Here is a 25,673-nt window from a genome sequence, read left to right as displayed (position 1 = left end):
CGGAGAGGAAGGGGGTGCTCACTGGATCTCTCCCTAGGCGAGGCGGACGCGCGGGTCGATGAGGGCGTAGACCGCGTCGACGATGATGTTGAAGATGACGATCGCCGCCGCCGCGACCAGGACCACACCGAGGATCAGCGGCAGGTCGTTGTCGCCGACGGCCTTGACCGAGAGGGCGCCGATGCCGTGCAGACCGAAGGTCTTCTCGGTGATGATCGCACCGCCCAGGAGGAGGCCGATGTCGAGGCCGAAGATGGTGACGATCGGGCCCATGGCACCGCGCCAGGCGAACCGGAAGAACACCGTCCGTCGGGACAGGCCCTTGGCGCGCGCGGTGCGCACATAGTCCTCGTTCAGCGTCTCGACGAGCTGGGAGCGGGCCATGCGGGTGTAGTTGGCGGTGAAGATCAGCGCCAGCACCAGCCAGGGCAGCAGCAGCCCGGAGAACCAGCCGGACACGCTCTCGGTGAAGGGGACGTCCTTGGGACGGCTCAGGATGTGCCACTGGTCCGCGAGGTAGTACATGGCGACTACGCCGACGATGTAGATCTGCATCGAGGACCCGATCAGCGACGCCGAGGACGCCACCTTGTCCAGCGCCTTGCCCTGCTTGACCGCGGCGAGCATGCCGGTGCCGACACCGAAGACCACGAAGACGACCGCGCTGCCGATCGAGAGGGAGAGCGTCGTGGGGAGGCGGTCCAGGATGGTGCCGAGGACCGGCTCACGGTTGTGGAACGAGTAACCCAGGCACGGGGCGGGGCAGTGCCCGAAGGAGCTGTAGTCCCGGCCGACGAACACGGCCTGGAGCCAGTGCCAGTACTGCACGGGCAGCGGGTCGGCTATGCCGAGGTTGCGTTTGACCAGCGCCAGCGTCTCGGGTGTGCACACCTTGCCGCAGGCCACACGCGCTGGGTCGCGGGGCGCGACGTAGAAGAGGACGAAAGTGATGGCACTGATGATCAGCAGGATGACCAGTGCGCCGATTGCCCGGCGGATGAGGAAGCGGAACATGGCGATGGATTTCCCTGGCAGACGCCGACGAGGGGGAGTGGAGCGGGCGGGGCGCCGCACGGGCGCCCCGCCTCAGGAGTGTCGGCGTCAGGCCTTCACGAACAGCTTGTAGAAGATGGCCGAGGAGAACTGCGGGTGGAACATCGCCCCGCCGACCTTCTTGCCGTAGAGGTAGAAGCGGCGCTGGAACGTCTCGGGGATGATCGGCGCCTCCTCCGTCATGATCCGCTTGTCCAGCGCGGCCCAGGCCTTGCCGGCCTCCGTGGGGTCGGCGATGAGGTTGTTCTTCTTGATTCCTTCGTTGACCCAGTCGACGTTCAGCTGCGAGATGTTGTTCGCGCCGTTGGCGATCGTGCTGCCGTCGAAGAGCGGCTGGATCAGGGTGTAGCCGGTCGGCCAGTCCGGGGACCAGCCGAACCACATCACGTCGAACTTGTTGTCGATCTGCTGGATCTGGTCGTAGTAGCTGGTGGAGTCCAGCTGCTTGATGACCGGGTCGAAGCCGGCCGCCTTGAGGGCGTTCTCGATGACGACCTTGGTCTTGTCGTAGGTGTTGCTCTGCGGGAAGGCGTAGACGACCTTCTGGCCTTCCTTGCCGGCCTCCTTCAGCAGCTTCTTCGCCGCCTCCGGGTCGCCCTGCGGCTTCTTCAGCTTGCCGTAGACGTCGTCCTTGGCGTAGCCCAGGATGTCGGGGCTCAGGATGGAGGTCGCGTAGTCACCGGCCGACGGGCCACCGTAGATCTTGCGGATCTGCTCCAGCGGCCAGGCGTGGATGAGGGCCTGACGCACCTTCAGGTCCGTGATCCGCTTGGTGTTGATCCCGTAGTAGTAGATGCCGGTCAGCAGGCCGTTGAAGGTCCGCTTCTTCAGCTCGGGGTCGGTGAGGACCTTCTGGATGCGCTCGGCCGGGACGCCGCTGTACGCCATGACCGCGTACTGGTCGTCGCCGTCGTCGGCGATCATCCGGTCGGTGGACTGGAGGGACTCGGGGCCGAACTCGTAGACGAAGCTGTCCGGGTAGGCGTTGCGGATCGCGTCCGTGTTGGGGTCCCAGTGCGGGTTGCGCACCAGCGTCATCGACTTGTCGATGGCGTGGGCCTTGATGCGGTACGGACCGCAGCTCATCGGGTCCTTGTCGTACTTCTCCTTGGTGTCGCCCTTGACCGGGACGGCCGCGTAGGAGTTCATCGCCAGGGTGAAGTTGAGGTCCAGGCGGGGCTCGGCCAGCTTGAAGGTGATCGTCTTCGCCTTGGCGTCGGTGACGACCGCGTCGAGGTGCTTGCCGCCGTACGGACCCTTGTACTTCGAGCGGAAGTCGCCCGGACCGACCAGCGCGTTCTGGACGTAGCCCGCACCCTCGGTGGTGAAGCTGGCGAAGCCGCGCTCGATGCCGTGGCGGACGTCCTCGATGGTGAGTTCCTTGCCGTCCTCCCACTTCAGACCGTCCTTCAGGGTGAAGGTCCAGGTCTTGCCGTTGTCGGACATGGTGCCCGCGTCGGTGGCGAGGTCGCCGACCAGCTTCATCGAGCCGTCAGCCGCGATCTTGTAGCCGGTCAGGCCACGGATGAAGAGGTCGCCGACCGCGGAGTTCCACGAGAAGTAGATGCGCTGCGGGTCCAGGTGCGAGAAGTCGTCCGGGGCGATCCCGCGGATCGTGCCGCCCTTCTTCGCGCCCGGTATCTCGGCGGCCGGACCGGTGGAGTCGGCCTTCGTGCCGACCACGACCGCGCCGGTGTACTTGTCGGCACCGCCGTGTCCGGCGCTGCCGCCCTTCTTGGTCGTGCTGCCGCTGCTGCACGCGGAGAGGACCATCGAACCGCCGGCCGCGACCGACGTGGCGATGACGAAGTTTCTGCGGGAAAGGGACATGGTTTCCTGCTCTGGTCGATGGAGAGAAACGATCTTTCCGGTGGGCCCCGTCGCCCGGCCGGAGGAAGTGCGGTTCAGCGCTTGGTCTTCGGGTCCAGTGCGTCACGCACCGAGTCGCCCAGCAGGTTGAAGGCGATGACGAAGATCACCATCGAGACGCCGGGGAAGAGCATGAACGTGATGTCGCTCTGGTAGACGTCCGATCCGCGCTGGATCATCACGCCCCAGTCGGGGGTCGGGGAAGTGAGCCCGACGCCGAGGAAGGCGAGGCCCGCCTCCGCGGTGACGTACGCGGGCAGCGCGAGCGTGGCCTGGATCAGGATCGGCGTCCAGAGGTTGGGCAGCAGTTCCTTGAAGATGATCCTCGCCGGGGAGGCGCCGGTCACCCTGGCGGCCTCGACGAACTCGCGCTCGCGCAGGGCGAGTACCTCGCCGCGCAGCAGACGCGCGATGGAGGCCCAGCCGAAGGCCGTCATGACCGAGATGAGGCTGACGACGGTCAGCCAGACCGGGGTGTTCTCCTCCGGGGAGACCAGGATCGAGATCAGCACCGGCCAGAAGGCGATGAAGAAGAGCGTGGAGGGGAAGGCCAGCAGGATGTCGATGACCCGGCCCACGAGGTAGTCGGTCTTCCCGCCCAGATAGCCCGCCGTGATGCCGATGGCGATGCCGATCACCGTCACCAGCAGGGTGGTTACCGCGGCGATGAGCAGGGAGTTGCGGATGCCGTAGAGCAGGAAGGTGAAGACGTCCCGGCCGAGGCCCGGCTCGATGCCGAACCAGAAGTCGCCGCTGATCCCGCCGTTGGGCAGTACCGGCGAACCGAAGTCGTCCAGCAGGCTCGTGTCGTTCTGCCCGTACGTCGTGTACGGGTCCTTGCCGTACAGCTTCGCGATCAGCGGTGCGCAGATGGCGATCACGAAGAAGAAAATGACCACATAGGCCGAAATCACGCCGGTCCGGTCGCGCTTGAAGCGCAGCCAGGCCATCCTGCCCGGTGAGCGGCCGTCACCGCCCTTGGTCGCGGACGGTCCCGCTGTCGACTGCGGCTTCGCGTCCTCCACCTCAAGGGGGGTGGTGGCTTGCGGGGTTGGAATCGTCATGGTGCTCCTGGCCCGGAGGGTCGAAGGACTCCGCAGGGCAACACCTACGGGCTACCCGGACTTTTTCAACGCAATTCATGCAGGGTCAATGAATGTCCGACGCCCTTGGCATGCTCTTTGGAAATTTGACCAATCCATGACCTTTTAAAGGGCGTGGCTTTGCTTCCGTTTGGCTTTTTCGAAGGAGTGTTCGCGACTTAACGGGTGAAGTCCGGCAATGAGTCCGATATGCGGGCGGGGTTGTCTCGGAATTCGTACGGTCGGTCGGCTGGACTCGCGGTCGATGCGCATTCGATGCGCGGCCGTTACCGCTCCGGTGTCTGCCGGAGGCCGCGCCCACGGCTCCTCCGGCCGCGAAGTGCCACTCGGGCGGACTCCGACGCGCCCGAATGGGTGGAGTAAATGTGCGTGATGTCCGTGATGCGGTGATATTTGACCGTACGTAAGACGGAGCACTACGAGGAGGCACTCCATGCGCGGAGCCACACAGGCCAGGTGGGCCGCATGTGCGGTGGTCGTCGCCCTGGCGGCGACGGCATGTGGCGGCGGGGGCGGCAGCGGTGGCGGCGGTGGGGCGAACGGCATCGTGAGCTCTTCGTGGGGCGACCCGCAGAACCCGCTCGAACCCGCGAACACCAACGAGGTGCAGGGCGGCAAGGTCCTCGACATGATCTTCCGGGGGCTCAAGCGGTACGACCCGAAGACCGGCGCGGCCACCGACATGCTCGCCGAGAAGATCGAGACCAAGGACAACCAGAACTTCACGGTCACCGTGAAGGACGGCTGGACCTTCAGCAACGGCGAGAAGATCACCGCCAAGTCCTTCGTGGACGCCTGGAACTACGGCGCCCAGCTGAAGAACAATCAGAAGAACGCCTACTTCTTCGGTTACATCGACGGATACAGCAAGGTCCACCCCGACTCCGGCACCGCCTCGGCCGCCACGCTCTCCGGCCTCAAGGTGGTCAACGACAAGACGTTCACCGTCAAGCTGTCGCAGAAGTTCTCCCTGTGGCCCGACACCCTCGGCTATCCGGCATTCGCCCCGCTGCCCAAGGCGTTCTTCACCGACCACGCCGCCTGGGTGGCCAAGCCGATCGGCAACGGGCCGTACACCGTCGACAAGTACACCAAGGGCTCGTCGATGAACCTGCGCAAGTGGGACAAGTACCCCGGCGAGGACAAGGCGCAGAACGGCGGCATCGACCTCAAGGTCTACACCGACAACAACACCGCCTACACGGACCTGACGGCCGGCAACCTCGACCTCGTCGACGACGTGCCCGCCTCGCAGCTGAAGAACGTCAAGGCGGACCTCGGCGACCGCTACATCAACACCCCGGCCGGCATCATCCAGACCCTCGCCTTCCCCTTCTACGACAAGAAGTGGGACACCCCCGGCGGCACCAAGGTCCGCCAGGGCCTGTCGATGGCGATCAACCGGCAGCAGATCACCGATCAGATCTTCCAGAAGACCCGCACCCCCGCCTCCGACTGGACCTCCCCGGTCCTCGGCGAGGAGGGCGGCTTCAAGAAGGGGCTGTGCGGCGCGCCCTGCGAGTACAACGCGGCGAACGCCAAGAAGCTGATCCAGGAGGGCGGCGGCATTCCCGGCGGCCAGCTCAAGGTCTCGTACAACGGTGACACCGGCTCCCACAAGGAGTGGGTCGACGCCGTCTGCAACAGCATCAACAAGGTGATGGGCAACAACAAGGCGTGCGTCGGCGCCCCCGTCGGCACCTTCGCCGACTTCCGCAGCCAGGTCTCCCAGCAGAAGCTGACCGGTGCCTGGCGGGCCGGCTGGCAGATGGACTACCCGCTCATCCAGAACTTCCTCCAGCCCGTGTACTACACCGACGCCTCGTCCAACGACGGCAAGTGGAGCAACAAGGAGTTCGACGGGCTCGTCGACAAGGCCAACGCCGAGTCCGACAAGGCCAAGGCCGTCTCGACCTTCCAGGACGCGGAGAAGGTCCTGGTCGCCCAGATGCCCGTCATCCCGCTCTGGTACCAGAACGGCAGCGCCGGCTACTCGGAGAACATCACCGACGTGTCGCTGAACCAGTTCAGCGTCCCGGTCTACGAGCAGATCAAGGTCAAGTGACCGGATGAGGGCCTCTCGTTCGGATCCGGCCCGATCCGAACGAGAGGCCCTGCGGCCGGGTGGCCGGTGCCAGGAACGCTCCGGCCACCCGGCCTCCCCGTCCCCCGGACGCGTCACTCCCCAGCCCCGAGCCCCTGACCACCGCGACCCCCGGAGCCCTTCATGGGACGTTATGTGATCCGGCGGCTGCTGCAGATGATCCCGGTCTTCTTCGGCACCACGCTGTTGATCTTCCTCATGGTGAACGTGATGGGCGACCCCATCGCGGGCCTCTGCGGCGACCGCCAGTGCGACCCCGCGACCGCGGCCCAGCTCCGCTCGGAGTTCGGCCTCGACAAGCCCGTCTGGCAGCAATACCTCACCTACATGGGCAATGTCTTCACCGGCGACTTCGGCACCGCGTTCAACGGTCAGAAGGTCACCGAGCTGATGGCCACCGCCTTCCCCATCACCATCCGGCTCACCATCGTGGCGATCGTCTTCGAGATCGTCATCGGCATCAGCCTCGGAGTCGTCACCGGCCTGCGCCGCGGCCGCCCCGTCGACACCACCGTGCTCATCCTGACCCTGGTCGTCATCTCCATCCCGACCTTCGTCACCGGCCTGCTGCTCCAGCTCCTGCTGGGAGTCGAGTGGGGCATCATCAAACCCTCCGTCTCCTCGGAGGCACCCTTCAACGAGCTTCTCGTACCGGGCCTCGTCCTCGCCTCGGTCTCCCTGGCATATGTCACCCGGCTCACCCGGACCTCCATCGCGGAGAACGCCCGCGCCGACTACGTCCGCACCGCCGTCGCCAAGGGCCTGCCCGGGCGCCGCGTCGTCATCCGGCACCTGCTGCGCAACTCACTGATCCCGGTCGTCACCTTCATCGGCACCGACGTGGGCGCCCTGATGGGCGGCGCGATCGTCACGGAGCGGATCTTCAACATCCACGGCGTCGGCTTCCAGCTCTACCAGGGCATCCTGCGCCAGAACTCCCAGACCGTCGTCGGCTTCGTCACCATCCTCGTCCTCGTCTTCCTGGCGGCGAACCTGCTCGTCGACCTGCTGTACGCCGTACTCGACCCGAGGATCCGCTATGCCTGAGCAGTCACCGGACGAGGCGATCTCGTCCGCCGGAGCGGGAGGCGTGATGGATCTCGCCCTGGAGGAGGGCACGACCCTCGAAAGGACACCCGGCGGCCCCGAGGGCACCGGCCCCGCCGAGAAGCCGCGCAGTCTGTGGTCCGACGCCTGGCGGGACCTGCGCCGCAACCCGGTCTTCATCATCTCCTCGCTGATCATCGTCTTCCTGGTGATCATCTCGATCTGGCCGGCACTGATCGCCGACCAGGACCCCCTCAACTGCGACCTGGCCAAGGCCCAGCAGGGCTCCCAGCCCGGACACCCCTTCGGCTTCGACGGACAGGGCTGCGACGTCTACACCCGTACCGTCTACGGGGCCAGGAACTCGGTGACCGTCGGCGTCTGCTCCACCCTCGGCGTCACCCTGCTCGGCGGCATCCTCGGCGGCCTGGCCGGTTTCTTCGGCGGACTGTCGGACTCGGTCCTCTCCCGCGTCACCGACGTCTTCTTCGGCATCCCGGTGGTCCTCGGCGGCCTGGTCTTCCTCTCCGTGGTCACCAGCTCCACCGTCTGGCCGGTGATCGGCTTCATCGTGCTGCTGGGCTGGCCGCAGATCGCCCGCATCGCCCGCGGCTCCGTGATCACCGCCAAACAGAACGACTACGTACAGGCGGCACGGGCGCTCGGCGCCTCCAACACCCGCATGATGCTGCGCCACATCACCCCGAACGCCATCGCGCCGGTCATCGTCGTCGCGACCATCGCGCTCGGTACGTACATCTCGCTGGAGGCGACCCTCTCGTTCCTCGGCGTCGGACTGAAACCGCCGGCCGTCTCCTGGGGCATCGACATCTCCGCCGCGTCCCAGTACATCCGCAACGCCCCGCACATGCTGCTCTGGCCCGCCGGAGCCCTGGCGGTCACCGTGCTCGCCTTCATCATGCTCGGCGACGCGGTGCGCGACGCCCTCGACCCCAAGCTGCGCTGAGGAGCCCGCTGCCATGTTGCTCGAAGTGCGCGATCTGCACGTGGAGTTCCACACCCGCGACGGCGTCGCCAAGGCCGTCAACGGGGTCGACTACTCGGTGGCCGAGGGCGAGACGCTCGCCGTCCTCGGCGAGTCCGGCTCCGGCAAGTCGGTCACCGCGCAGGCCATCATGGGCATCCTCGACATGCCCCCCGGAAAGATCAGCGGCGGCGAGATCCTCTTCAAGGACCGCGATCTGCTGAAGATGAAGAAGGACGAGCGCCGGAAGATCCGCGGCCAGGAGATGGCCATGATCTTCCAGGACGCGCTCTCCTCCCTCAACCCCGTGCTCAGCGTGGGGGAACAGCTCGGCGAGATGTTCGTCGTGCACCGGGGGATGTCCCGCAAGGACGCGAAGCTGAAGGCCGTCGAGCTGATGGACCGGGTCCGCATCCCGGCGGCCAAGGAACGCGTCGGGAACTTCCCGCACCAGTTCTCCGGCGGAATGCGCCAGCGCATCATGATCGCCATGGCGATGGCGCTGGAACCGTCGCTGATCATCGCGGACGAACCCACCACCGCCCTCGACGTGACCGTCCAGGCCCAGGTGATGGACCTGCTCGCCGAGCTCCAGCGCGAGCTGAACATGGGCCTGATCCTGATCACCCACGACCTGGGCGTGGTCGCGGACGTCGCCGACAAGATCGCCGTGATGTACGCGGGCCGGATCGTCGAGTCCGCCCCGGTCCACGAGATCTACCGGGCACCCGCCCACCCGTACACCAAGGGCCTGCTCCGGTCGATCCCGCGCCTGGACCAGAAGGGCCGGGAGCTGTACGCCATCAAGGGCCTGCCGCCCAACCTGCTGCACATCCCGCCCGGCTGCGCCTTCAACCCGCGCTGCCCGATGGCCCAGGAGATCTGCCGGGGCGAGGTGCCGCCGCTGTTCGAGGTGGCCGAGCACCGTGAGAGCGCCTGCTACTTCTGGAAGGAGACGCTCGATGCACGCTGACCACTCGGGGCGCAGGGAAGCGCGCGAGGAGGGCGAGAAGGCCCGGGCGCTGCTCGCCAAGTCACGGGCCGGGTCCGCCGCGGCGGGCGGCGAACCGATCCTGGAGGTCCGCGACCTGGTCAAGCACTACCCGCTGACCCAGGGCATCCTGATCAAGAAGCAGATCGGCGCCGTCAAGGCGGTCGACGGGGTCTCCTTCGACCTCGCGGCGGGCGAGACGCTCGGCATCGTGGGGGAGTCCGGCTGCGGCAAGTCCACCGTGGCCAAGATGCTGGTCCATCTGGAACAGCCGACGGCCGGCGCGATCAGGTACAAGGGCGAGGACGTCACCAAGCTGTCCGGGCGCGCGCTGAAGGCCGTGCGCCGCAACATCCAGATGGTGTTCCAGGACCCCTACACCTCCCTGAACCCGCGGATGACGGTCGGCGACATCATCGGGGAGCCGTACGAGATCCACCCCGAGGTGGCCCCGAAGGGCGAGCGGCGCCGGAAGGTCCAGGACCTGCTGGACGTCGTCGGCCTCAACCCGGAGTACATCAACCGCTATCCGCACCAGTTCTCCGGCGGCCAGCGCCAGCGCATCGGTATCGCCCGGGGCCTGGCCCTGAACCCCGAGATCATCGTTGCCGACGAACCCGTCTCCGCCCTCGACGTCTCCGTACAGGCGCAGGTCGTCAACCTGCTGGACCGGCTCCAGGCGGAGTTCGGACTGAGTTACGTCTTCATCGCGCACGACCTGTCGATCGTCCGGCACATCTCCGACCGGGTCGGTGTGATGTATCTGGGACGGATCGTCGAGATCGGCTCGGACGAGCAGATCTACGACCACCCCACGCATCCGTACACCCAGGCGCTGCTGTCCGCGGTCCCGGTGCCGGACCCGACGGCCAGGGAGCACCGGGAGCGGATCATCCTGCACGGCGACGTCCCGTCGCCCGCCAACCCGCCCTCCGGCTGCCGCTTCCGCACCCGGTGCTGGAAGGCGCGGGAGCGGTGCGAACTGGAGGTGCCGCTGCTGGCCGTCCCGGCGGTCTTCCGGCTGGCGGACACCCCGGCCGGGCACGACTCGGCCTGCCACTTCGCGGAGGAGAAGCAGGTCGTACCGCCGGAAGGGCTGCTGGAGGCGCCGGGGGAGACGGCCGCCGGCGACGGACCTTCGGACGGCGCGGAGGAGGACGGCGATCCGTCGGACGGGGAGGGCGGGGCCGCCCCGTCCGGGAGCACACGGGCCGGCTGACCCCGGGCCCGTTAACGCGTGGGCAATCCGTCCGTCTCGCGGCCGAGACACGGACCGGCCAGCATGGTCGGCGTACGGCCGTGCGGGTGCCGTGTACCGGCCGGGAGGGCCCAAGTCCTCCCGGCCGGTTGCCCGTCGGCGCACCACGCCGGTGAACCCCTTGTCCGGCGGACGGGGACGGTGGAGTATCGCTCGGGTGATACTCACTCGGGGGGCAAGGGTCACCGGAGCCGTTCTCTGCGCCGCGCTCGCGCTGATCGTCGCGGGCTGGGTCGTACGGGACGTCGGGGCGGCCGACGGCATCGAGCACTTGTGGCACTACTGGGCCGGCTACGGCGACGCCCGGATGTCGCCGGCACCGACCACCTCGCCGTACGACGTGGTGCTGTTCGTGGTGTATCTCGCGGTGGCCGTCGCGGCCCTGCGGTCCTCGGTGGCCGGCGCCGCGCTGGTCGCCGCCGGAGTGCTCACGCTCGTGGTGCGGCTGCCCGGACTCTGGAACATCGGCCAGCCCCGGATGGACCCCCGGTTCGTCGACGACCTGCGCACCCGTGCCCTGCTCTGCGTCTTCGCGTCGCTCGCGGCGGGCATCGCGCTGATCATCACCGCGGCGGCCGGCCGCCGGGCCCCGCACGACTCCTCCGAAAGCGTCCCGTCCCGGCCGGGGCAGGGTGCGGGGGTGATCGCCTTTCTCTGCCTCGGCGCGGCGGGAGCGGTCACGATCGCCTGGGAGATCCGCCAGGCGGTGCGGATCCCCTACATCTACCCCGACTGGTTCTTCGGCGGGGACCGGATCTTCCAGGGGCTCACCGACCCGCCGCCCGGCTGGTTCACGGCCGTCCTGGCGCTGCTCTGCCTGTTCGCGGCGGCGAGCGCGCTGTTCCGCGCCGTGCACGCCCGGCCGTTCGGCCTGATCGCCGCCGCTCTGCTGCTGGGCGGCGGCGGGGTGAGAGTGGCCTGGTCGGCGCACGAGAAGCTGCTGGAGCACTTCGCCGACCTGCCGGTCGAGGCCCAGCTCACCGTGGCGACCGGGTTCTTCGAGGTGCTCGCCGGAGCGGCGGTGCTGCTGGCGCTGGCCCTGCGGGGCCGGGCCGCACCCCCGCCGCTGCCCGGCCAGGGCTACGGACAGGGGTACGGCTATCCGCGCCCCGGCGTCTTCGGGCCGCCGCCCCCGTCCCAGCCGCCGCCCGGCTGGTGACGGGGAGGGCCACCCGACAGCCTCTCAGCCGAGCAGCCCCAGCGACCGCTTCAGGAAGTCGACCTGGAGCAGCAGCAGATTCTCCGCCACCTGCTCCTGCGGGGTCATGTGCGTCACCCCGCTGAGCGGCAGCACCTCGTGCGGGCGCCCGGCCGAGAGCAGCGCCGACGAGAGCTTGAGCGAGTGCGCGACCACCACGTTGTCGTCCGCGAGACCGTGCACGATCATCATGGGCCGCACCTGCTCGGCGGCCTCCGAGAGCCCCTCGTCGGTGATCACCGAGTTGTGCGCGTACACCTCGGGCTGCTTCGCCGGGTCGCCGAGATAGCGCTCGGTGTAGTGGGTGTCGTACAGCCGCTGGTCGGTCACCGGGGCGCCGACCACCGCCGCGTGGAAGATCTCGGGCCGGCGCGTCACGGCCAGCGCCGCCAGGTATCCGCCGAACGACCAGCCGCGGATCGCGACCTTGCCGAGGTCCAGCGGGAACCGGTCCGCGAGAGCGTGCAAGGCCTCGACCTGGTCGTCCACGGAGAGCACCAGGTTGTTCTTGACCGCCTTCTCCCAGCCCGGTGAACGCCCCTGCATGCCCCGGCCGTCCGCGACCACGACCGCGAAGCCCTGGTTCGCGAACCACTGCGACGTCAGATGCGGATTGAGGGCGGCGACCACCCGGCGGCCGTGCGGACCGCCGTACGGATCCATCAGCACCGGAAGCGGCCCGTCCGACTTCTCGTACCCCTCGGGGAGCAGCACGGCGCACGGAATTCGCCGTGCGCCCCCCTCGGTGAGATGCACCCGGGCGGAGAGGACCGGTTCCTCGGCGTGGCTCGCCACGGTCGCGATCCGCTTGCCGTCCCGGACCACCTCGACCCGGGCCCCGGACCGGTCGAGGGAGTGGCTGACCAGCACCGTGACCCCGCCCGCGCGGACCGCGGAGTGCACCCCGACCCCTTCGGAAACTCGTTCTACACCCAGTTCGTTGACCCGGTAGACATGGGTCTCGCCGACCTCCGGTTCGGCCGCCTCCTCACCGGCCGAGGCCGACACCAGGATGTCCGATTCCCCGATGTCCAGGACCGCCTTGAGCTGCAACTGCGCCCCGGTCAGCAGCCGGTCGCCGACCGCGAGCACCCGGGCCCCGCCCTCGTCCGCGATCCGCACCAGCCGGCCGTCCGGCGCCCAGGCGGGCACCCCGGGGAAGATTTCCAGCCATACCGGGTCCTCGTCGGCGTGCACCGTGCGCGTAGTACCGGTCTCCGGATCCACCGCGAGGAAGAGATGGCTCTGCTGGTCGCGGGACTGGACCAGCAGCAGCGGCGCCCCGTCCGACGACCAGTGCACCTGCGCCAGATAGGGGTGGCGTGCCCGGTCCCAGACCACTTCGGTACGGGTACCGTCCAGGCCCAGCACGAAGAGCCGCACATCGGCGTTGGGCGTCCCCGCCGCCGGGTAGGCCACCTCGGCGGGCCTGCGGTCCGGGTGCGCGGGGTCCGAGATCCACCACCGCTGCACGGGGCCGTTGTCGACCCGGGCGACCAGCAGCCGGTCCGACTCCGGCGACCACCAGAAGCCCCGCGAACGCTGCATCTCCTCGGCCGCGATGAACTCCGCGAGACCGTACGAGACATCGTCCCCGTCCGGCTCGGCGAGCGCCCGGTCGCCGTCGCCCTCGGCGCCCACGACGCGCAACGCACCCTTGGACACATATGCGATGTGTCGTCCGTCCGGTGACGGTCGCGGGTCGATCACCGGGCCCGGAACGGGCAGCGCACGGGCCGTGCCCGCCCGCAGTCCGGCGACGTACACCTTCCCGGAGAGCGCGAAAGCGGCCAACTCGGCGGCCGCGTCCACCGCGTAGCCGACGACCCCCGAGGAGCCCTCGCGGCTGCGCTCGCGCCGGGCCCGCTCCTGCGCCGACAGCCGCTCCGCCGAACCGCCCAGCAGGGCCTCGGGATCGGCGACCACGCGCTCCCGCGGGGCGCCGTCCTTGGGCAGATCCAGTACCAGCAACCGCCCCGACCGGTCCGTACCGGAGGCCGAGCGCAGGAAGATCACCCGCTCACCGTCGGGCGAAACGGTGAACGACCTCGGGGCGCCGAGGGTGAATCGCATGGTCCTGGCGTGCTGACGGGGGAACGAGATCGGCTGCGAAGTCATATGCCGAACCTAGTCCTTTTCGTTCGGATCGGGCCGGGCCCGACCGGCCCGATCCGGACGGGCCGCACCGGTCCCCGGCCGCTCGGTCGTGCGCCCCTCGTGCTGCTGTGCCCCGATCAATGCGTTACGACGGATAGTTATGATCCGTAGCGCTCGGTGGGTATGAACCTGCTGGCTCCATGTGTGCTGCCCGTCCCGACCGTACTGATGGAGGTGAACCGCCGTGGCACTCTCGATTTCGGCGGTGGTGCTGCTGGCGATCGTCGTCTTCCTGCTGATCCGGAAATCCGGACTGAAGGGCGGACATGCGGTGGTCTGCGCGCTGCTCGGTTTCTATCTCGCCAGCTCGTCGATCGCGCCGAGCATCGCGAACCTGACCACGAATGTGGCGGGCATGATCGGAAGCCTCAAGTTCTGAGGCCCGGCCGTCGACGGTCGGTGCGCGGTGGTGACGCGGGCGGTGATCGGCGCGCCCGGCTCGTAGGGTGGTCCCATGACGGACCATCCCGCCCGGCGCCTCCTCCTGGTGCACGCGCACCCCGACGACGAGTCGATCAACAACGGCGCCACCATGGCCAAGTACGCGGCCGAGGGTGCCCAGGTCACCCTGGTGACCTGCACACTCGGTGAGGAGGGCGAGGTCATCCCGCCCTCCCTCGCCCGTCTCGCGGCCGACCGGGACGACACCCTGGGCCCGTACCGCCGGGGTGAGCTCGACGCGGCGATGAAGGAGCTGGGGGTCACCGACCACCGGCTCCTCGGCGGCCCCGGACGCTTCCGCGACTCCGGAATGATGGGCGCCGAACAGAACCACCGCCCCGGCGCCTTCTGGGCCGCCGACGTGGACGAGGCCGCCGGGCACCTGGTGGAGGTGATCCGCTCGGTGCGCCCGCAGGTCCTCGTCACCTACGACCCCGACGGCGGCTACGGACACCCCGACCACATCCAGGCGCACCGCGTCGCGATGCGTGCCGCGGAACTCGCTGCCGACCCCGGACACCGCACCGGGTCCGGCGCCCCGCACACCGTCGCCAAGATCTACTGGAACCGGGTGCCCCGCTCGGTCGCCGAGGAGGGCTTCGCCCGCCTCCGGGAGACGGCGCCGGACGCCTTCCCGGGCATCGCCGCCATCGACGACGTACCGGGCGTGGTCGACGACTCCAGGATCACCGCGCAGGTCGACGGCTCGGCCCACGCCGTCGCCAAGAGCGCCGCGATGCGGGCGCACGCCACCCAGATCGCCGTGGACGGCCCCTTCTTCGCCCTCTCCAACGACCTCGGCCAGCCCGTCTTCACCACCGAGTACTACGAGTTGGTGCGCGGCGACTCCGGAGCCCCCCGAGGGGCCCGGGAGGACGACCTGTTCGCGGGCGTCGCGGGAGCGGAACGAGTCGCCGGAGCGGAACGAGCCGGGAAAGCGGAACGAATCGCGGGAGCGGAACGATGAGCGGCGGCAAGCAGCGCGCCCCGCGCCCCTCGACCCCCTCCGGCACTGCCGCCCCCACCGGCCTCGCCGCCCCCCTCAACCCCGGCCGGATCGCCGCCTACGTGGGCCTCGCCGTGCTGGGCGCGCTCGTCGGCATTGCCGGGGCGCTCGTCCAAGCCGCCTGGTTCCCCGCCGGATTGCTGCTCGCGCTGCTGGCCGCCGCCGGGCTCTTCCACGGTGGGCGCCTGCTCTTCGGCACCCAGCTCGGAGCCCTGGCCCCCGCCGCGGGATGGCTGATTTCGATCGTCGTTCTGCTGGGCGGACGCCCGGAGGGCGACTATGTATTCGGCGACGAACTCGGCCTCACTCTCTACATGCTGGGCGGGATGGCCGTCGCTGTGATCTGTGCCACCATGTCGCGGTCGCCCCGACAGGGCGCCGACAGCGGCCGACCTGGCAGGTAATGGGCCACGTCCGTTCCCGTGACACCCCCGGTCCGTCCGGCGTCCGCGCAGCCGTTTCCCCCGGTCGCGGGGTGTCCGTCGGCGGCGGCCAGTATGGTGGTTCGCGCGCCTAGGAAGGCGCTGAAGATCTTGACCGGGTTCGCGGCACCTGGCACGCACATCGGTGGCGTTACCGAAACGCCCCGATGGCTCCGCCATGAGGACGCTCCGGCGCCTTGCAGCTGCACGCACCGGGCGTCGCTCCCTGATCCGGCCAAGATCTCCGGCATCCTCCTGGCCGTCCCCAGGCCTGCGCATGGGGGAAGTACGGGCGGCGGAGCCAATCGGGAGAACCTGCTTTGAGTCGTGAAACTGACAGTTCGTCCTCCGGGCCCCAGGGGCGCGGAGGAGCCGCGTACCCCTCGGGGACCCCGCCGTACGGATCCCGCCAGTATCCGTCGCTGCACCCTTCGCAGGATGCCCCGGAGGAGGCCCCGGAGCCTGCGGACCCGTCCCGGTCCGAGGAGCCGAGAACCGAGACGACACTGACGACGCGCATCCGGATCAACATCCCGGGCTCGCGTCCGATCCCGCCCGTCGTCATGCGTACGCCCGTGGGCGACGCCGACAGCTCCGACGCCGAGCGCACCGGCAGCATTCCGCGCCCCGGTTCGCCCGCGGCGGACGGTGCGCCGGCCGCTTCCGACGCCGCGCCGGACGCCGAGGCCCGGACCGATTCCGCGAGCGCGGAACCGGCCGCCGGGAAGCCGGCCAGGGAGAAGAGCGGCAGCGACTGGTTCGCCCCGCGCAAGACCCCCACGAACACCTCGGTCGCGGGCGGTACGTCCGGCGGCGGTACGGCCGGTGGCGCCGAAGGCATCAGGGCTGCCGCGCCCACGCCGCCCGCCCCGCCCCGCGCCGATCTGCCGTACTTCTCGGACGGCCCGCAGCGCACCGGCGACCAGGGCGCGCCCGGCCCCGACGACTTCGGGACCGGTGGGCCCGCGTCCGGCGGCCCGCGCCCGACGCCGAACCTCGGCGTACGCACCCCCGGCCCCGCCGGACCCACCACGGGCCCGGTCACCGGAACGTCGTCCCTCACACCGAACCTGGGCGGACCTGGCGCCGGACCTGGCGGCCAGGGCCCCATGGGCTCCGGCCCCGGCCCGGCCGGGCCGGGTCCGATGGGCTCCGGTCCGATGGGCCCCGGCCCGGTGGGTCCGGGCGTCCCCGGTGGCCCGCCGCGGATGTCCGACGACACCGCGGTGCTCACCCCGCAGTTCGCGGCCCCGGCCCCCTCCGGCCCCGGCGGCAACGTCTCCGGTGACACGCTCACCAGCGGCATCCCCGTCGTTCCGCCGGAGCGCCGGGCACCGTCCCTGTTCCCGGGCACGCCCGGTCCCGGCGGCCCCGACGCGCCGCCCCGTGGCCCGGACGACCCGATGGGCACCGGACCGGCCGGCCCCGGCGGTCCCGCCGCCGCGTCGCCCGCCCCCGCCCCGCGTCCCGGACCGGCGTCCGCGCCCGCGAAGAAGCAGGGCCGCTCCAAGCTGGTCCTCCTCGGCGTCGGCGTCGTCGCGCTGCTCGGTGTCGCGTACGGCGCCGGGCTGCTGATGAACCACTCCGACGTACCCAAGGGCACCACCGTCCTCGGCGTCGACATCGGCGGCGGCACGAAGGAAGAGGGCGTCACCAAGCTGGACGCGGCCCTCGGCAAGCGCGCCGTGGCCCCCCTCCAGCTGTCGGTGGACGGCAGGAAGACCCAGCTCGTACCGGACAAGGCCGGACTCGCCCTGGACAGCCAGGAGACCGTGCGCTCGGCGGCCGGCAGCGACTACAACCCGGTCTCCGTCATCGGCTCGCTGTTCGGCGGCAAGCGCGTCGTCAACCCGGTGATCCCGGTCGACAAGGAGAAGCTCGGTGTCGCGCTGACGGACCTGGCGGGCGTCTCCGGCTCGGCCAACGACGGCACGATCAAGTTCGAGCCGGGCAAGGCCGTCGCCGTACCCGGGAAGTCGGGCAAGACGCTGGACGTCAACCAGTCGATGACCTCGGTGCAGGACGCGTACCGCGCCCAGGTGCAGACCGGCCGGACGAAGGTCGTCCAACTGCCCGTCACCACCAGCGAGCCCACCATCGCCCAGGCCGAACTGGACCGGGCGATGAAGGAGTTCGCGAAGCCCGCGATGTCCGGCCTGATCACCATCAAGGCGGGCCCGAAGCAGATCCAGTTCGGCCCGGCCAAGTCGCTGCCGCAGATCCTCTCGATGGTGCCGATCAAGGGACGGCTGATCGAGCACTACGACAAGAAGGCCATCGACACCCTCTGCGACGGCGTCTTCGACGGCATCATGATCACCAAGGGCGACGGCAAGAAGCACCAGCTCGGCGCGGACGACGTGGCACACGCCATGCAGACCGCACTGCTCGGCAAGACCCCCGCCGAGCGGACCGTCGTCATCAACCTCGACGGCAACGGCTGATCCGCCACCCCCGGCGAACGCACCGCACGCCCGCCCCCGACCGGACCCCCGGCCGGGGGCGGCGCCGTGTCCGGAGCATCCGGCGCCGGACGTGACGACACCGGCGTCACGGACAGGGCATGACATCTGTCATCCCGTTTCCACGACCGGCGGCCCTGCCGCGGCCACCCCCTCCTCCGCCACGCTTGACGCATGACAACGACAACCGCCGAGGCCACCGGGGCAACGACCGCCGCGGTCCGCTTCGAACAGGTCAGCAAGGCGTACGGAGCCGTACGCGCCGTCGACGGGCTCACCCTCGACCTGCACCCCGGCGAGACCATCGCGCTCCTCGGCCCCAACGGCGCCGGGAAGTCCTCCACCCTGGATCTGCTGCTGGGCCTGCGCACCGCCGACTCCGGCACGGTCCAGGTGTTCGGCACGACCCCGCAGAACGCCATCGCCGCGGGCCGGGTCGGCGCGATGCTCCAGAGCGGCGGCCTGATGGAGGACGTCACGGTCAAGGAACTGGTCGGCCTCGCCTGCGATCTGCACCCCCGGCCCTTCCCGGCGGCGGAGGTGCTCTCCCGCGCCGGTATCACGCAGATCGCCGACCGGATGGTCAACAAGCTCTCCGGCGGCCAGGAACAGCGCGTCCGCTTCGCGCTGGCCACCGCCGGCGCCAACGACCTGATCGTCCTCGACGAGCCGACCACCGGCATGGACGTCACCGCCCGGCAGGCCTTCTGGGCCACCATGCGCGAGCAGGCCGATCAGGGCCGTACCGTCCTGTTCGCCACCCACTACCTCGAAGAGGCCGACGCGATCGCCGACCGCGTCCTCGTCCTGCACAAGGGCCGGCTGCTCGCCGACGGCACCGCCGCCGAGATCAAGGCGAAGGCCGGGGCCCGCCGGATCTCCTTCGAGCTGGAGGGCCCGGCCGACGAAACGGCCCTGCGCGGGCTGCCGTTCCTCGCCGCGCTCGACATCACCGGCAACCGGGTCCGGATCCAGTCGCACGACGCCGACGCGACCGTCCACGCCGTGTACGCACTCGGCCTCTACCCACGCGAACTCGAAGTCGCCGGACTCGGCCTGGAACAGGCCTTCGTCGCCATCACCGAGGCCGAGGAGGCCAGGACCGCATGAACACGTTGATCAGGCTCGAAGTCACCCGCACCCTGCGGAACAAGAAGTTCATGTTCTTCTCGGTCATCTACCCCTCGGTGATCTACCTCATCATCTCCAACACCCAGAACACCACCGACCGGATCCCGCACACCGACCTCACCTTCCAGGCCTTCTTCATGGTCTCGATGGCCTCCTTCGGAGCGCTGACCGCCGTCCTCATGGGCAATAGCGAACGCATCGCCAAGGAGCGGGAGAAGGGCTGGGTCCGCCAGCTGCGGCTCACCGCACTGCCCAGCCGCGGCTACATCCTGGCGAAGATCGCCAGCGCGGCGACGGTCACCCTGCCCTGCATCGTGGTGGTCTTCCTGGTCGCCGCCGCCGTCAAGCACGTACGGGTGGAGACCTGGCAGTGGTTCGCGCTGGCCGGGGTCATCTGGGCCGGATCGCTGGTCTTCGCCGCGCTCGGCGTCGCCATCGGCTACCTCGCCAGCGGGGACGCGGTCCGCCCGCTCACCATGATCATCTACTTCGGGCTCTCCATCCTCGGCGGCCTGTGGATGCCCAGCGCGACCTTCCCGCAGTGGCTCCAGAACATCTCCGAGTGGCTGCCGACGCACGCGTACGCTTCTCTCGGCCAGGCGATCGAGATGGGCGGATCGCCGCACGCCAAGGACGTCGCCATCCTCTGCGCCTACTTCCTGATCTTCGCGGGCGGCGCGGCCTGGCTCTACCGGAAGGACACCCTGAAGGCGTGAACGACGACGAGACGTCCGTGGGCCTCGGGCGCCCGCCCACCAGCCGCAAGCAGTTCTCGATCAAGCTGCTCTGGATCGGCATCTGGCTCGCGTTCATGAGCGCCCCGGTCAAGGACCTGGCCGACGGCAACCACACCTCCTGGGCGACGGCGCTCGGCACGCTCGGCCTGGTGACCTTCGTCGGGGCCTACCTGCTCCTGGTCTTCCGCCACACGTCCAAGCCCCTGGACCGTCGTCTCGTCCACTCCACGATCGCCTTCCTCGGTGCCCTCGCCCTCCTCCTCACCCTGACGCTCGGCACCGCGTGGCTGGTCCTCTTCGTGTACGTGTCGGTCTCCGTCGGCGCCACCCTGCCGCTGCGGACGGCCCGTTGGCTCATCCCCGCCGTCACGGCCGTCCTGGTCGCCGTCGGCCTGACCGGCGACCACCCCCGCGAGATCATCACCGCCCTGATCTTCCCCGCGCTGCTCGGCGGGTTCTCGATGACCGGCGTACGGCAGCTGATCCGTACGACGATCGAGCTGCGCGAGGCCCGCGCCACCGTCGCCCAGCTCGCCGCCAACGAGGAACGGCTCAGGCTCGCCCGCGATCTGCACGACCTGCTGGGCCACTCGCTCTCCCTGATCACGCTCAAGAGCGAGCTGGCCGGCCGGATGCTCCCGGACCACCCGGAGCAGGCGGCGGCCCAGGTCGCGGACATCGAACAGGTCAGCCGCCAGGCCCTGATCGACGTACGCGGCGCGGTCACCGGCTACCGCCGGCCGACCCTCCCCGGCGAACTCGCGGGCGCCCGCACCGCACTCGCCGCCGCGGGCATCACCGCCGACGTCCCGGCCGAGGCCCCCGACGACCTCCCCGAGAAACCGGAGGAGGTGCTCGCCTGGGCACTGCGGGAGGCGGTCACCAACGTTGTACGGCACAGCGGGGCCCGCCGCTGCACGGTCACCCTCGCCCCGCGCCAGACCCTGGACGGCAGGCTCCTCGAACTCACCGTCTCCGACGACGGCGTCGGCCCCTCCGGCACGAAGCCGGGCAACGGCCTCACCGGCATCGGCGAACGCCTCGCCACGGTCGACGGCACGCTGCGCACCTCGGCCGGCCATTCCGGTTCCGGTAAAGGCTTCACCCTGACCTTGAGTGTTCCGCTGGATTCCGGCCTAGGATCCACGGAATGAGCATGATCAGACTTCTCCTGGCCGAGGACCAGTCCATGGTGCGCGAGGCCCTCGCCGCGCTCCTCGGCCTGGAACCCGACATCGAGGTGGTGGCCCAGGTCGCCCGCGGGGACGAGGTGCTGGCCGCCGCCCGTGAGCACGAGATCGACGTGGCGCTCCTGGACATCGAGATGCCGGGCATGACCGGCATCGACGCGGCGGCCGTCCTGCACCGCGAACTCCCGGCCGTGAAGGTCGTCGTCGTCACCACCTTCGGCCGCCCCGGCTATCTGCGCCGGGCGATGGAGTCGGGCGCCGACGCCTTCCTGGTGAAGGACGCCCCCGCCTCCCAGCTGGCCGAGGCGGTACGCAAGGTGCTCGCCGGAGAACGTGTCATCGACCCCACGCTCGCGGCGGCGGCACTGGCCGACGGGGCGAGCCCGCTCACCGACCGGGAGCGCGATGTGCTGCGCACGGCGGCGGACGGCTCCACCAACGCGGAGATCGCGGCCGCCCTCCACCTCTCGCAGGGGACGGTCCGCAACTACCTCTCCATGGCGATCCAGAAGCTGGCCGCCCGCAACCGCGCCGAGGCGGTCCGCATCGCCCGCGAAAAGGGCTGGCTCTAGCCGCCGGGACGGTTGCGGGCGAGGGGGGCGGCCGGGCCGGTCGCGCCGGGTGCGGTCAGTCCTCGTCCATGTATCGCCAGTTGATCGAAGCCGTGGCAGCGGGCGCGACTGCGTGGACGCGTTCCTGGAACGCGCCTTCGAAGTGCGGGCGCCACGCGTGGAAACGGCTGATGCCGATCGGGTAGTCGGTCTCGCCGGTGATCCAGTGCCGTCCGTCCTGGAGGCTCCAGCCCAGCCCGACCTCGTGGTCCCGCAGGCCCTCCTCGGCGATCAGTTCGGCGAGCGCGCTCAGCACGGACTTGGTCTGTGCCTCGTCGGCCAGCCCAGCCACCTCGAAGTTGAACATGATGTTGACGCCCATGAGTTGATGCTAGTCGGGCCATGTGCGGCAACGGCACACTCGCTACGGTGGACCCGCCGACCCGCCTTGGTGCAGATGGCGGGACCCAACCTCGGCGTGGGACACGACGAACCATGAGGAGTGGGTGGATGAGGGGCCGGATTCTGCTGATCGCCTGCATATCGCTGATGACCGTGGGCGGAGCGCTCACCGCATGTTCGTCCGAACCGGCGGAGCCTGCGCGGCGCCCCTCCGGCATCGCGCAGATCAAGCCGTGCGACTTCTTCACGCAGGACGAACTCGACGAGTACGAGCTCCACGACGCCGCGCCGCTCACCGCTTCGGGCGACTGCATGTGGCAGGGCACGAAGTTCTTCGAGGACGCGAGCACCGCCCTGGTCCTGACACTCCGGGACTCGTCCGCCGACAAGGTGCTGGCGGCCCTCGGCACCTCCGCCGGGGAGAAGTTCTCCGAGCGGCCCACCGTCGACGGCCGCCGGGTCTGGCGGAACACAACACCCGGCAAGGACGTCAGCTGCGCACTCCTCTTCGAGATCGACGGCTCCTCATCCGCCGAGCTGAAGCTCTCGGAGTTCCTGGGTGTGTCCGATGTCGAACCCACCCAGCAGGACCTCTGCAAGGGCCTGGACGAACTCGCCCCACGGGTCGAAGGGAAGCTGCCCGCCGTCCGCAACTGACGGAGGTCCCCTGTACGGGCAACCGGGCCAAGTCCCGTACGCCCAACGGGACATGAGGGACGCCGGACAAACTCGCCGGGGCCCGGCGCCCGAGGGGCTTCGTTCGTAAGCTGGCCGCATGGCGACTGATGGTGCGGTGAGGCGGGTCATCGACGGCCGGTTCGAGCTGCTGGAGCGGCTCGGGGGCGGCGGGATGGGGCTCGTGTGGCGTGCGCGCGACACGGAGCTGCATCGTGAGGTGGCGCTCAAGGAGGTGCGTCCGCTCGATCCGAGGATCGTGGAGAGCGCGCCGAAAGAGGCGGCGGTGCTGCGGGAGAGGGTGCTGCGCGAGGCCCGCGCCCTGGCCCGGCTGCGGCATCCGCATGTGGTGACCATTTTCCACATCGTCACCGGCCGCGAGACCGAATTCCCTTGGCTGGTCATGGAGTTGGTGCCGGGCGGGACCTTGGAGGACCGGCTGGCGCGTGGGCTGTTGTCGCCGAGGGAGGCGGCCCGGCTGGGGCGGGGTCTGCTGGCGGGGCTGGGTGCGGCGCATGCGGCGGGCATCCTGCACCGGGACGTGAAACCGGCCAATGTGCTGATGCGGGAGGACGGCAGTCCGGTCCTCACCGACTTCGGGATCGCCGCGCTGGGTGAGCTGAGCACCTTGACCACCACCGGTGCCCTGATCGGTTCGCCCGAGTACATCGCCCCCGAGCGGCTTCGGAACCAGGAGGGCAATCCGGCGTCCGATCTCTGGTCGCTCGGGATGTTGTTGTATGTCGCGGTGGAGGGTGCGCACCCGTTGCGCAGGGGCACGGTCCTGGCCACCCTGACCGCCGTCCTGGAGGAGTCCGTCCCGGCCCCCGCCCGCGCGGGCGCCCTGGCTCCGGTCCTGACCGCTCTGCTCGACCGCGACCCGGACGCCCGCCCCGACGCCGCACTGCTGGACCGGCTGCTCGCGGGAGCGGAAGCGGAGGCAGAGGCGGAGGTGGAGGCGGAAGCGGCGGCAGAGGCCGGGACGGCGGAGGACACGGCACCGCAGGGCCCCGGAACAACGATGGACGTCGGACCCGAACGATCCCGCCCGCAAAGGGAGTCGACGCCCAGCCCCGGCCCCGCACCGGCCGCCCCCGGCTACGCCGACCTGACGACCCGCTCGTCCCCTGCCCCCGTTTCCGGCGGGCAGCCGCACACCGACGCGGACGAACCCTCGGACGCCGTACCGAAACCAGCCGACACCGACACCGGCTCCAGTACCAGCACCAGTACCGGCAGCGACGACACGGACAGCGACACCGACACCGGAGCCCCCTCCCCGCGCCGACGCCGCCCCGCACGAGCCCTGGTCGGAGTGGCCGTCGCTCTGGCGCTGATCGGCGTCGGGCTGACCTACCTGCCCGACCTGGTGGACAAGATCAAGGACCAGGGCGCCTCGGCCATCGGCGCAGGGCCGCAGAGGCAGGAGCCGGACGAGCACCTCTTCACGCCGAAGGGCATGCGCGAGGCGATAGCGGCGCTGAAGCCGGTGATCGGGGGCACCACCGTTTCCAGCATGAGTTCGCACGGAAGCAATGTGTCGATCGCTGCCCCGCGCAAGGACAGACCGGAGGTGCTGCACTGGTACAGCTACCGGGACGGCAAGGTGGAGGACGAGGGGCCGGCCGGTGTCACCAAGCAGCCGCCCACGCTCGACCTGAGCAAGTTCGACTGGGACCTGCTGCCCGGCATGTGGCGCGAGGCCCGGACCGGCCTGGGCATCAAGAACGCCGAACGCAGTCACATGATTCTGCACCGCGACCCGGACACCGGGCTCTTCATGACGCTGTATGTCCGCGACGACTACGGCAACGCGTACATGGACGCGGACAACAAGGGCAAGGTCACCGAGCGCCACCCCCGGGAGACGGCGAAACCGGGTCACTGACGGGCGGGCCGTCCGGCCATCCGCGCACGCACGGCTGCCGCACCGTGCGCCGTGGCCGCCGCCGCCGCTTCCCGGCGAGGCGCTGCGGCCAGGCATACGGAGCACAGCTCCTCGTCCCCGTCCGGGGTGAAGAGCATCGGCTGTACGTGGGGCCCGGCGCACTCGCGCATCGCGGTCACGCGGGGCGGCGGTGCGGGGGCGGCCGGGGGCGCCACGGGCCCCGGCTCGCGGAGCAGGTACCGCAGGAGGCCGCCCGGACGGTGGATGGCCTGACCACGCCCCGGCAGTCCGCGCCGGACCTCGCCGCGTACGTCATCGGCGGTGTGCCCGAGGTCCAGCCACTCGGCGGCGAGCGCGACGAGCTGCGGGACCATGCCGCGCGGGACGGTCAGCCGGGGGTCCAGTGACGTGATGCTCTCGACCAGCTCCCGTGCCTCGCGGCCCGGCTCGGGGGCCTGAGCCGCAGGCGGGGGAGGGGTGGAGGTGTTCCCTTCGGGGGTCTTTTCCGGATGACGACCGGCGACCCGAACCCTCGGCTCACCGGCGGCCGGACAGACGGCCGCCGGACGCCCGTCGCGCACGGCGAGGGCCTCCTCGGCGGTCAGCGGTACGGAGGACACGAGCTGTGTGGTGGCCCAGAGGCCGCGCAGCCCCTGCCGCCGCCACTCGTGTACGTAACCCTCCTCCTTCAGCTGCGCCTTGGCCCGGTTGAAGGCGCCCTTCTTGATCCCGGCACGGGCGGCGGTGCGGGAAAGGGACTCGTCGGCGTCCTGGGGGAGGGACAGCTGCCACGTGAGGATGCGGACCGCGTCGGACGACAGCCGGGGGTGCCGCAGGATCTCGTTGGAGACCTGGGAGAAGTGGCGAACGGGCGCGATAACATGCCGAAGCATCGTTCGTGTTCCTGTCTTTGCGTGGTTAGGAACTGGCGGTGAAGGCCCTTGTCGCTGGTTGCACCCGGCGATGGGGGCCGCTCAATTGGTCACCGTACAGCAACGCCCGG

Annotated in this window: 22 protein-coding genes; 16 read left to right on the top strand and 6 right to left on the bottom strand. The window is 69.9% G+C overall.

The genetic code is table 11. The features are described from left to right. Positions 1-33: 33 nt before the first annotated feature. The 3 genes from ABZ622_RS09615 to ABZ622_RS09605 all read right to left on the bottom strand — a co-directional run bounded on the left by ABZ622_RS09615 (position 34) and on the right by ABZ622_RS09605 (position 3,986). Entirely contained in the window at positions 34-1,014 is a 981-nt protein-coding gene (locus tag ABZ622_RS09615) for an ABC transporter permease subunit (protein ID WP_342285645.1), read from the bottom strand. Between the two features lie 87 nt (positions 1,015-1,101). Continuing rightward, positions 1,102-2,883: an ABC transporter substrate-binding protein gene (locus ABZ622_RS09610; protein ID WP_360541804.1), complete on the bottom strand. Its 1,782-nt coding sequence runs from the start codon at positions 2,881-2,883 to the stop codon at positions 1,102-1,104. A 74-nt stretch (positions 2,884-2,957) separates the two neighbouring features. Next, positions 2,958-3,986, bottom strand: a complete 1,029-nt coding sequence (locus ABZ622_RS09605) for an ABC transporter permease (RefSeq protein ID WP_360541803.1) — start codon at positions 3,984-3,986, stop codon at positions 2,958-2,960. Between the two features lie 472 nt (positions 3,987-4,458). Here ABZ622_RS09605 and ABZ622_RS09600 point away from each other — a divergent pair, with 472 nt between their 5' ends. From ABZ622_RS09600 to ABZ622_RS09575, 6 genes are all read left to right on the top strand, one after another. Continuing rightward, positions 4,459-6,090, top strand: a complete 1,632-nt coding sequence (locus tag ABZ622_RS09600; protein WP_360541802.1) for an ABC transporter substrate-binding protein — start codon at positions 4,459-4,461, stop codon at positions 6,088-6,090. Between the two features lie 162 nt (positions 6,091-6,252). Next, positions 6,253-7,176 (top strand): ABC transporter permease, encoded by a 924-nt coding sequence (locus tag ABZ622_RS09595; protein ID WP_360541801.1) that lies wholly within the window; start codon positions 6,253-6,255, stop codon positions 7,174-7,176. Then, positions 7,169-8,143: an ABC transporter permease gene (locus ABZ622_RS09590; protein WP_360541800.1), complete on the top strand. Its 975-nt coding sequence runs from the start codon at positions 7,169-7,171 to the stop codon at positions 8,141-8,143. Before ABZ622_RS09595 ends, ABZ622_RS09590 begins: the two co-directional genes overlap by 8 nt. Positions 8,144-8,156: 13 nt before the next feature. Continuing rightward, positions 8,157-9,134 carry an ABC transporter ATP-binding protein gene (locus ABZ622_RS09585; protein ID WP_360541799.1) on the top strand — a complete coding sequence of 326 codons (978 nt, stop codon included), beginning with the start codon at positions 8,157-8,159 and terminating at the stop codon, positions 9,132-9,134. Next, positions 9,124-10,371 carry a dipeptide ABC transporter ATP-binding protein gene (locus ABZ622_RS09580; protein WP_360541798.1) on the top strand — a complete coding sequence of 416 codons (1,248 nt, stop codon included), beginning with the start codon at positions 9,124-9,126 and terminating at the stop codon, positions 10,369-10,371. The genes ABZ622_RS09585 and ABZ622_RS09580 overlap by 11 nt, the downstream gene beginning before the upstream one ends. Before the next feature lie 196 nt (positions 10,372-10,567). After that, a complete protein-coding gene (locus ABZ622_RS09575) occupies positions 10,568-11,569 on the top strand; it encodes a hypothetical protein (RefSeq protein WP_360541797.1) in 1,002 nt (333 codons plus the stop codon). Between the two features lie 24 nt (positions 11,570-11,593). Here ABZ622_RS09575 and ABZ622_RS09570 read toward each other — a convergent pair whose 3' ends face one another. After that, complete coding sequence (locus ABZ622_RS09570) at positions 11,594-13,726, bottom strand: alpha/beta fold hydrolase (protein WP_360541796.1); 2,133 nt, start codon at positions 13,724-13,726, stop codon at positions 11,594-11,596. A gap of 223 nt (positions 13,727-13,949) precedes the next feature. Here ABZ622_RS09570 and ABZ622_RS09565 point away from each other — a divergent pair, with 223 nt between their 5' ends. The 8 genes from ABZ622_RS09565 to ABZ622_RS09530 all read left to right on the top strand — a co-directional run bounded on the left by ABZ622_RS09565 (position 13,950) and on the right by ABZ622_RS09530 (position 21,726). Beyond that, positions 13,950-14,144 (top strand): hypothetical protein, encoded by a 195-nt coding sequence (locus ABZ622_RS09565; RefSeq protein ID WP_360541795.1) that lies wholly within the window; start codon positions 13,950-13,952, stop codon positions 14,142-14,144. Between the two features lie 75 nt (positions 14,145-14,219). Further along, a complete protein-coding gene (gene mshB / locus ABZ622_RS09560; protein ID WP_360541794.1) occupies positions 14,220-15,173 on the top strand; it encodes an N-acetyl-1-D-myo-inositol-2-amino-2-deoxy-alpha-D-glucopyranoside deacetylase in 954 nt (317 codons plus the stop codon). Beyond that, on the top strand, positions 15,170-15,616 hold the full coding sequence (locus ABZ622_RS09555) for a DUF6113 family protein (protein ID WP_360541793.1): 447 nt from the start codon (positions 15,170-15,172) through the stop codon (positions 15,614-15,616). The genes mshB and ABZ622_RS09555 overlap by 4 nt, the downstream gene beginning before the upstream one ends. Before the next feature lie 338 nt (positions 15,617-15,954). Next, positions 15,955-18,078 (top strand): hypothetical protein, encoded by a 2,124-nt coding sequence (locus ABZ622_RS09550; protein WP_360541792.1) that lies wholly within the window; start codon positions 15,955-15,957, stop codon positions 18,076-18,078. Positions 18,079-18,270: 192 nt separating this feature from the next. Beyond that, positions 18,271-19,206 (top strand): ABC transporter ATP-binding protein, encoded by a 936-nt coding sequence (locus ABZ622_RS09545; protein ID WP_360541791.1) that lies wholly within the window; start codon positions 18,271-18,273, stop codon positions 19,204-19,206. Then, the gene (locus ABZ622_RS09540; RefSeq protein WP_360541790.1) at positions 19,203-19,943 is read left to right on the top strand and encodes an ABC transporter permease; all 741 of its coding nucleotides are present in this window, start codon (positions 19,203-19,205) and stop codon (positions 19,941-19,943) included. The genes ABZ622_RS09545 and ABZ622_RS09540 overlap by 4 nt, the downstream gene beginning before the upstream one ends. Beyond that, complete coding sequence (locus tag ABZ622_RS09535; protein WP_360541789.1) at positions 19,940-21,118, top strand: sensor histidine kinase; 1,179 nt, start codon at positions 19,940-19,942, stop codon at positions 21,116-21,118. Before ABZ622_RS09540 ends, ABZ622_RS09535 begins: the two co-directional genes overlap by 4 nt. After that, positions 21,115-21,726: a response regulator transcription factor gene (locus ABZ622_RS09530; protein WP_360541788.1), complete on the top strand. Its 612-nt coding sequence runs from the start codon at positions 21,115-21,117 to the stop codon at positions 21,724-21,726. Before ABZ622_RS09535 ends, ABZ622_RS09530 begins: the two co-directional genes overlap by 4 nt. 55 nt (positions 21,727-21,781) lie before the next feature. On the opposite strand, the gene ABZ622_RS09525 is transcribed toward ABZ622_RS09530, so the two are convergent. Further along, positions 21,782-22,087: a hypothetical protein gene (locus tag ABZ622_RS09525; protein ID WP_360541787.1), complete on the bottom strand. Its 306-nt coding sequence runs from the start codon at positions 22,085-22,087 to the stop codon at positions 21,782-21,784. Between the two features lie 128 nt (positions 22,088-22,215). Between ABZ622_RS09525 and ABZ622_RS09520 the strand changes: the two genes are divergently transcribed. Together ABZ622_RS09520 and ABZ622_RS09515 are read left to right on the top strand one after the other, a co-directional pair. Continuing rightward, positions 22,216-22,764 (top strand): DUF3558 family protein, encoded by a 549-nt coding sequence (locus tag ABZ622_RS09520; RefSeq protein WP_360541786.1) that lies wholly within the window; start codon positions 22,216-22,218, stop codon positions 22,762-22,764. Positions 22,765-22,882: 118 nt separating this feature from the next. Continuing rightward, positions 22,883-24,670: a serine/threonine-protein kinase gene (locus tag ABZ622_RS09515; RefSeq protein WP_360541785.1), complete on the top strand. Its 1,788-nt coding sequence runs from the start codon at positions 22,883-22,885 to the stop codon at positions 24,668-24,670. Here the strand turns inward: ABZ622_RS09515 and ABZ622_RS09510 are convergent. Beyond that, a complete protein-coding gene (locus ABZ622_RS09510; RefSeq protein ID WP_360541784.1) occupies positions 24,664-25,563 on the bottom strand; it encodes a hypothetical protein in 900 nt (299 codons plus the stop codon). The two genes, ABZ622_RS09515 and ABZ622_RS09510, sit on opposite strands and share 7 nt — an antisense overlap. Positions 25,564-25,673: the final 110 nt, after the last annotated feature.

The sequence above is a fragment of the Streptomyces sp. NPDC007164 genome, assembly GCF_040634135.1.
In the GTDB taxonomy this organism is placed as follows: Bacteria; Actinomycetota; Actinomycetes; order Streptomycetales; family Streptomycetaceae; genus Streptomyces; species Streptomyces sanglieri.
This window is presented reverse-complemented; position numbering and strand designations above follow the sequence as displayed.

Coding starts and splice junctions, on each gene's coding strand:
- mshB (WP_360541794.1), top strand. CDS start 14,220: ATGACGGACCATCCCGCCCGGCGCCTCCTCCTGGTGCACGCGCACCCC.
- ABZ622_RS09540 (WP_360541790.1), top strand. CDS start 19,203: ATGAACACGTTGATCAGGCTCGAAGTCACCCGCACCCTGCGGAACAAG.
- ABZ622_RS09570 (WP_360541796.1), bottom strand. CDS start 13,726: ATGACTTCGCAGCCGATCTCGTTCCCCCGTCAGCACGCCAGGACCATG.
- ABZ622_RS09600 (WP_360541802.1), top strand. CDS start 4,459: ATGCGCGGAGCCACACAGGCCAGGTGGGCCGCATGTGCGGTGGTCGTC.
- ABZ622_RS09610 (WP_360541804.1), bottom strand. CDS start 2,883: ATGTCCCTTTCCCGCAGAAACTTCGTCATCGCCACGTCGGTCGCGGCC.
- ABZ622_RS09515 (WP_360541785.1), top strand. CDS start 22,883: ATGGCGACTGATGGTGCGGTGAGGCGGGTCATCGACGGCCGGTTCGAG.
- ABZ622_RS09585 (WP_360541799.1), top strand. CDS start 8,157: ATGTTGCTCGAAGTGCGCGATCTGCACGTGGAGTTCCACACCCGCGAC.
- ABZ622_RS09545 (WP_360541791.1), top strand. CDS start 18,271: ATGACAACGACAACCGCCGAGGCCACCGGGGCAACGACCGCCGCGGTC.
- ABZ622_RS09520 (WP_360541786.1), top strand. CDS start 22,216: ATGAGGGGCCGGATTCTGCTGATCGCCTGCATATCGCTGATGACCGTG.
- ABZ622_RS09590 (WP_360541800.1), top strand. CDS start 7,169: ATGCCTGAGCAGTCACCGGACGAGGCGATCTCGTCCGCCGGAGCGGGA.
- ABZ622_RS09605 (WP_360541803.1), bottom strand. CDS start 3,986: ATGACGATTCCAACCCCGCAAGCCACCACCCCCCTTGAGGTGGAGGAC.
- ABZ622_RS09525 (WP_360541787.1), bottom strand. CDS start 22,087: ATGGGCGTCAACATCATGTTCAACTTCGAGGTGGCTGGGCTGGCCGAC.
- ABZ622_RS09595 (WP_360541801.1), top strand. CDS start 6,253: ATGGGACGTTATGTGATCCGGCGGCTGCTGCAGATGATCCCGGTCTTC.
- ABZ622_RS09555 (WP_360541793.1), top strand. CDS start 15,170: ATGAGCGGCGGCAAGCAGCGCGCCCCGCGCCCCTCGACCCCCTCCGGC.
- ABZ622_RS09510 (WP_360541784.1), bottom strand. CDS start 25,563: ATGCTTCGGCATGTTATCGCGCCCGTTCGCCACTTCTCCCAGGTCTCC.
- ABZ622_RS09615 (WP_342285645.1), bottom strand. CDS start 1,014: ATGTTCCGCTTCCTCATCCGCCGGGCAATCGGCGCACTGGTCATCCTG.
- ABZ622_RS09580 (WP_360541798.1), top strand. CDS start 9,124: ATGCACGCTGACCACTCGGGGCGCAGGGAAGCGCGCGAGGAGGGCGAG.
- ABZ622_RS09530 (WP_360541788.1), top strand. CDS start 21,115: ATGAGCATGATCAGACTTCTCCTGGCCGAGGACCAGTCCATGGTGCGC.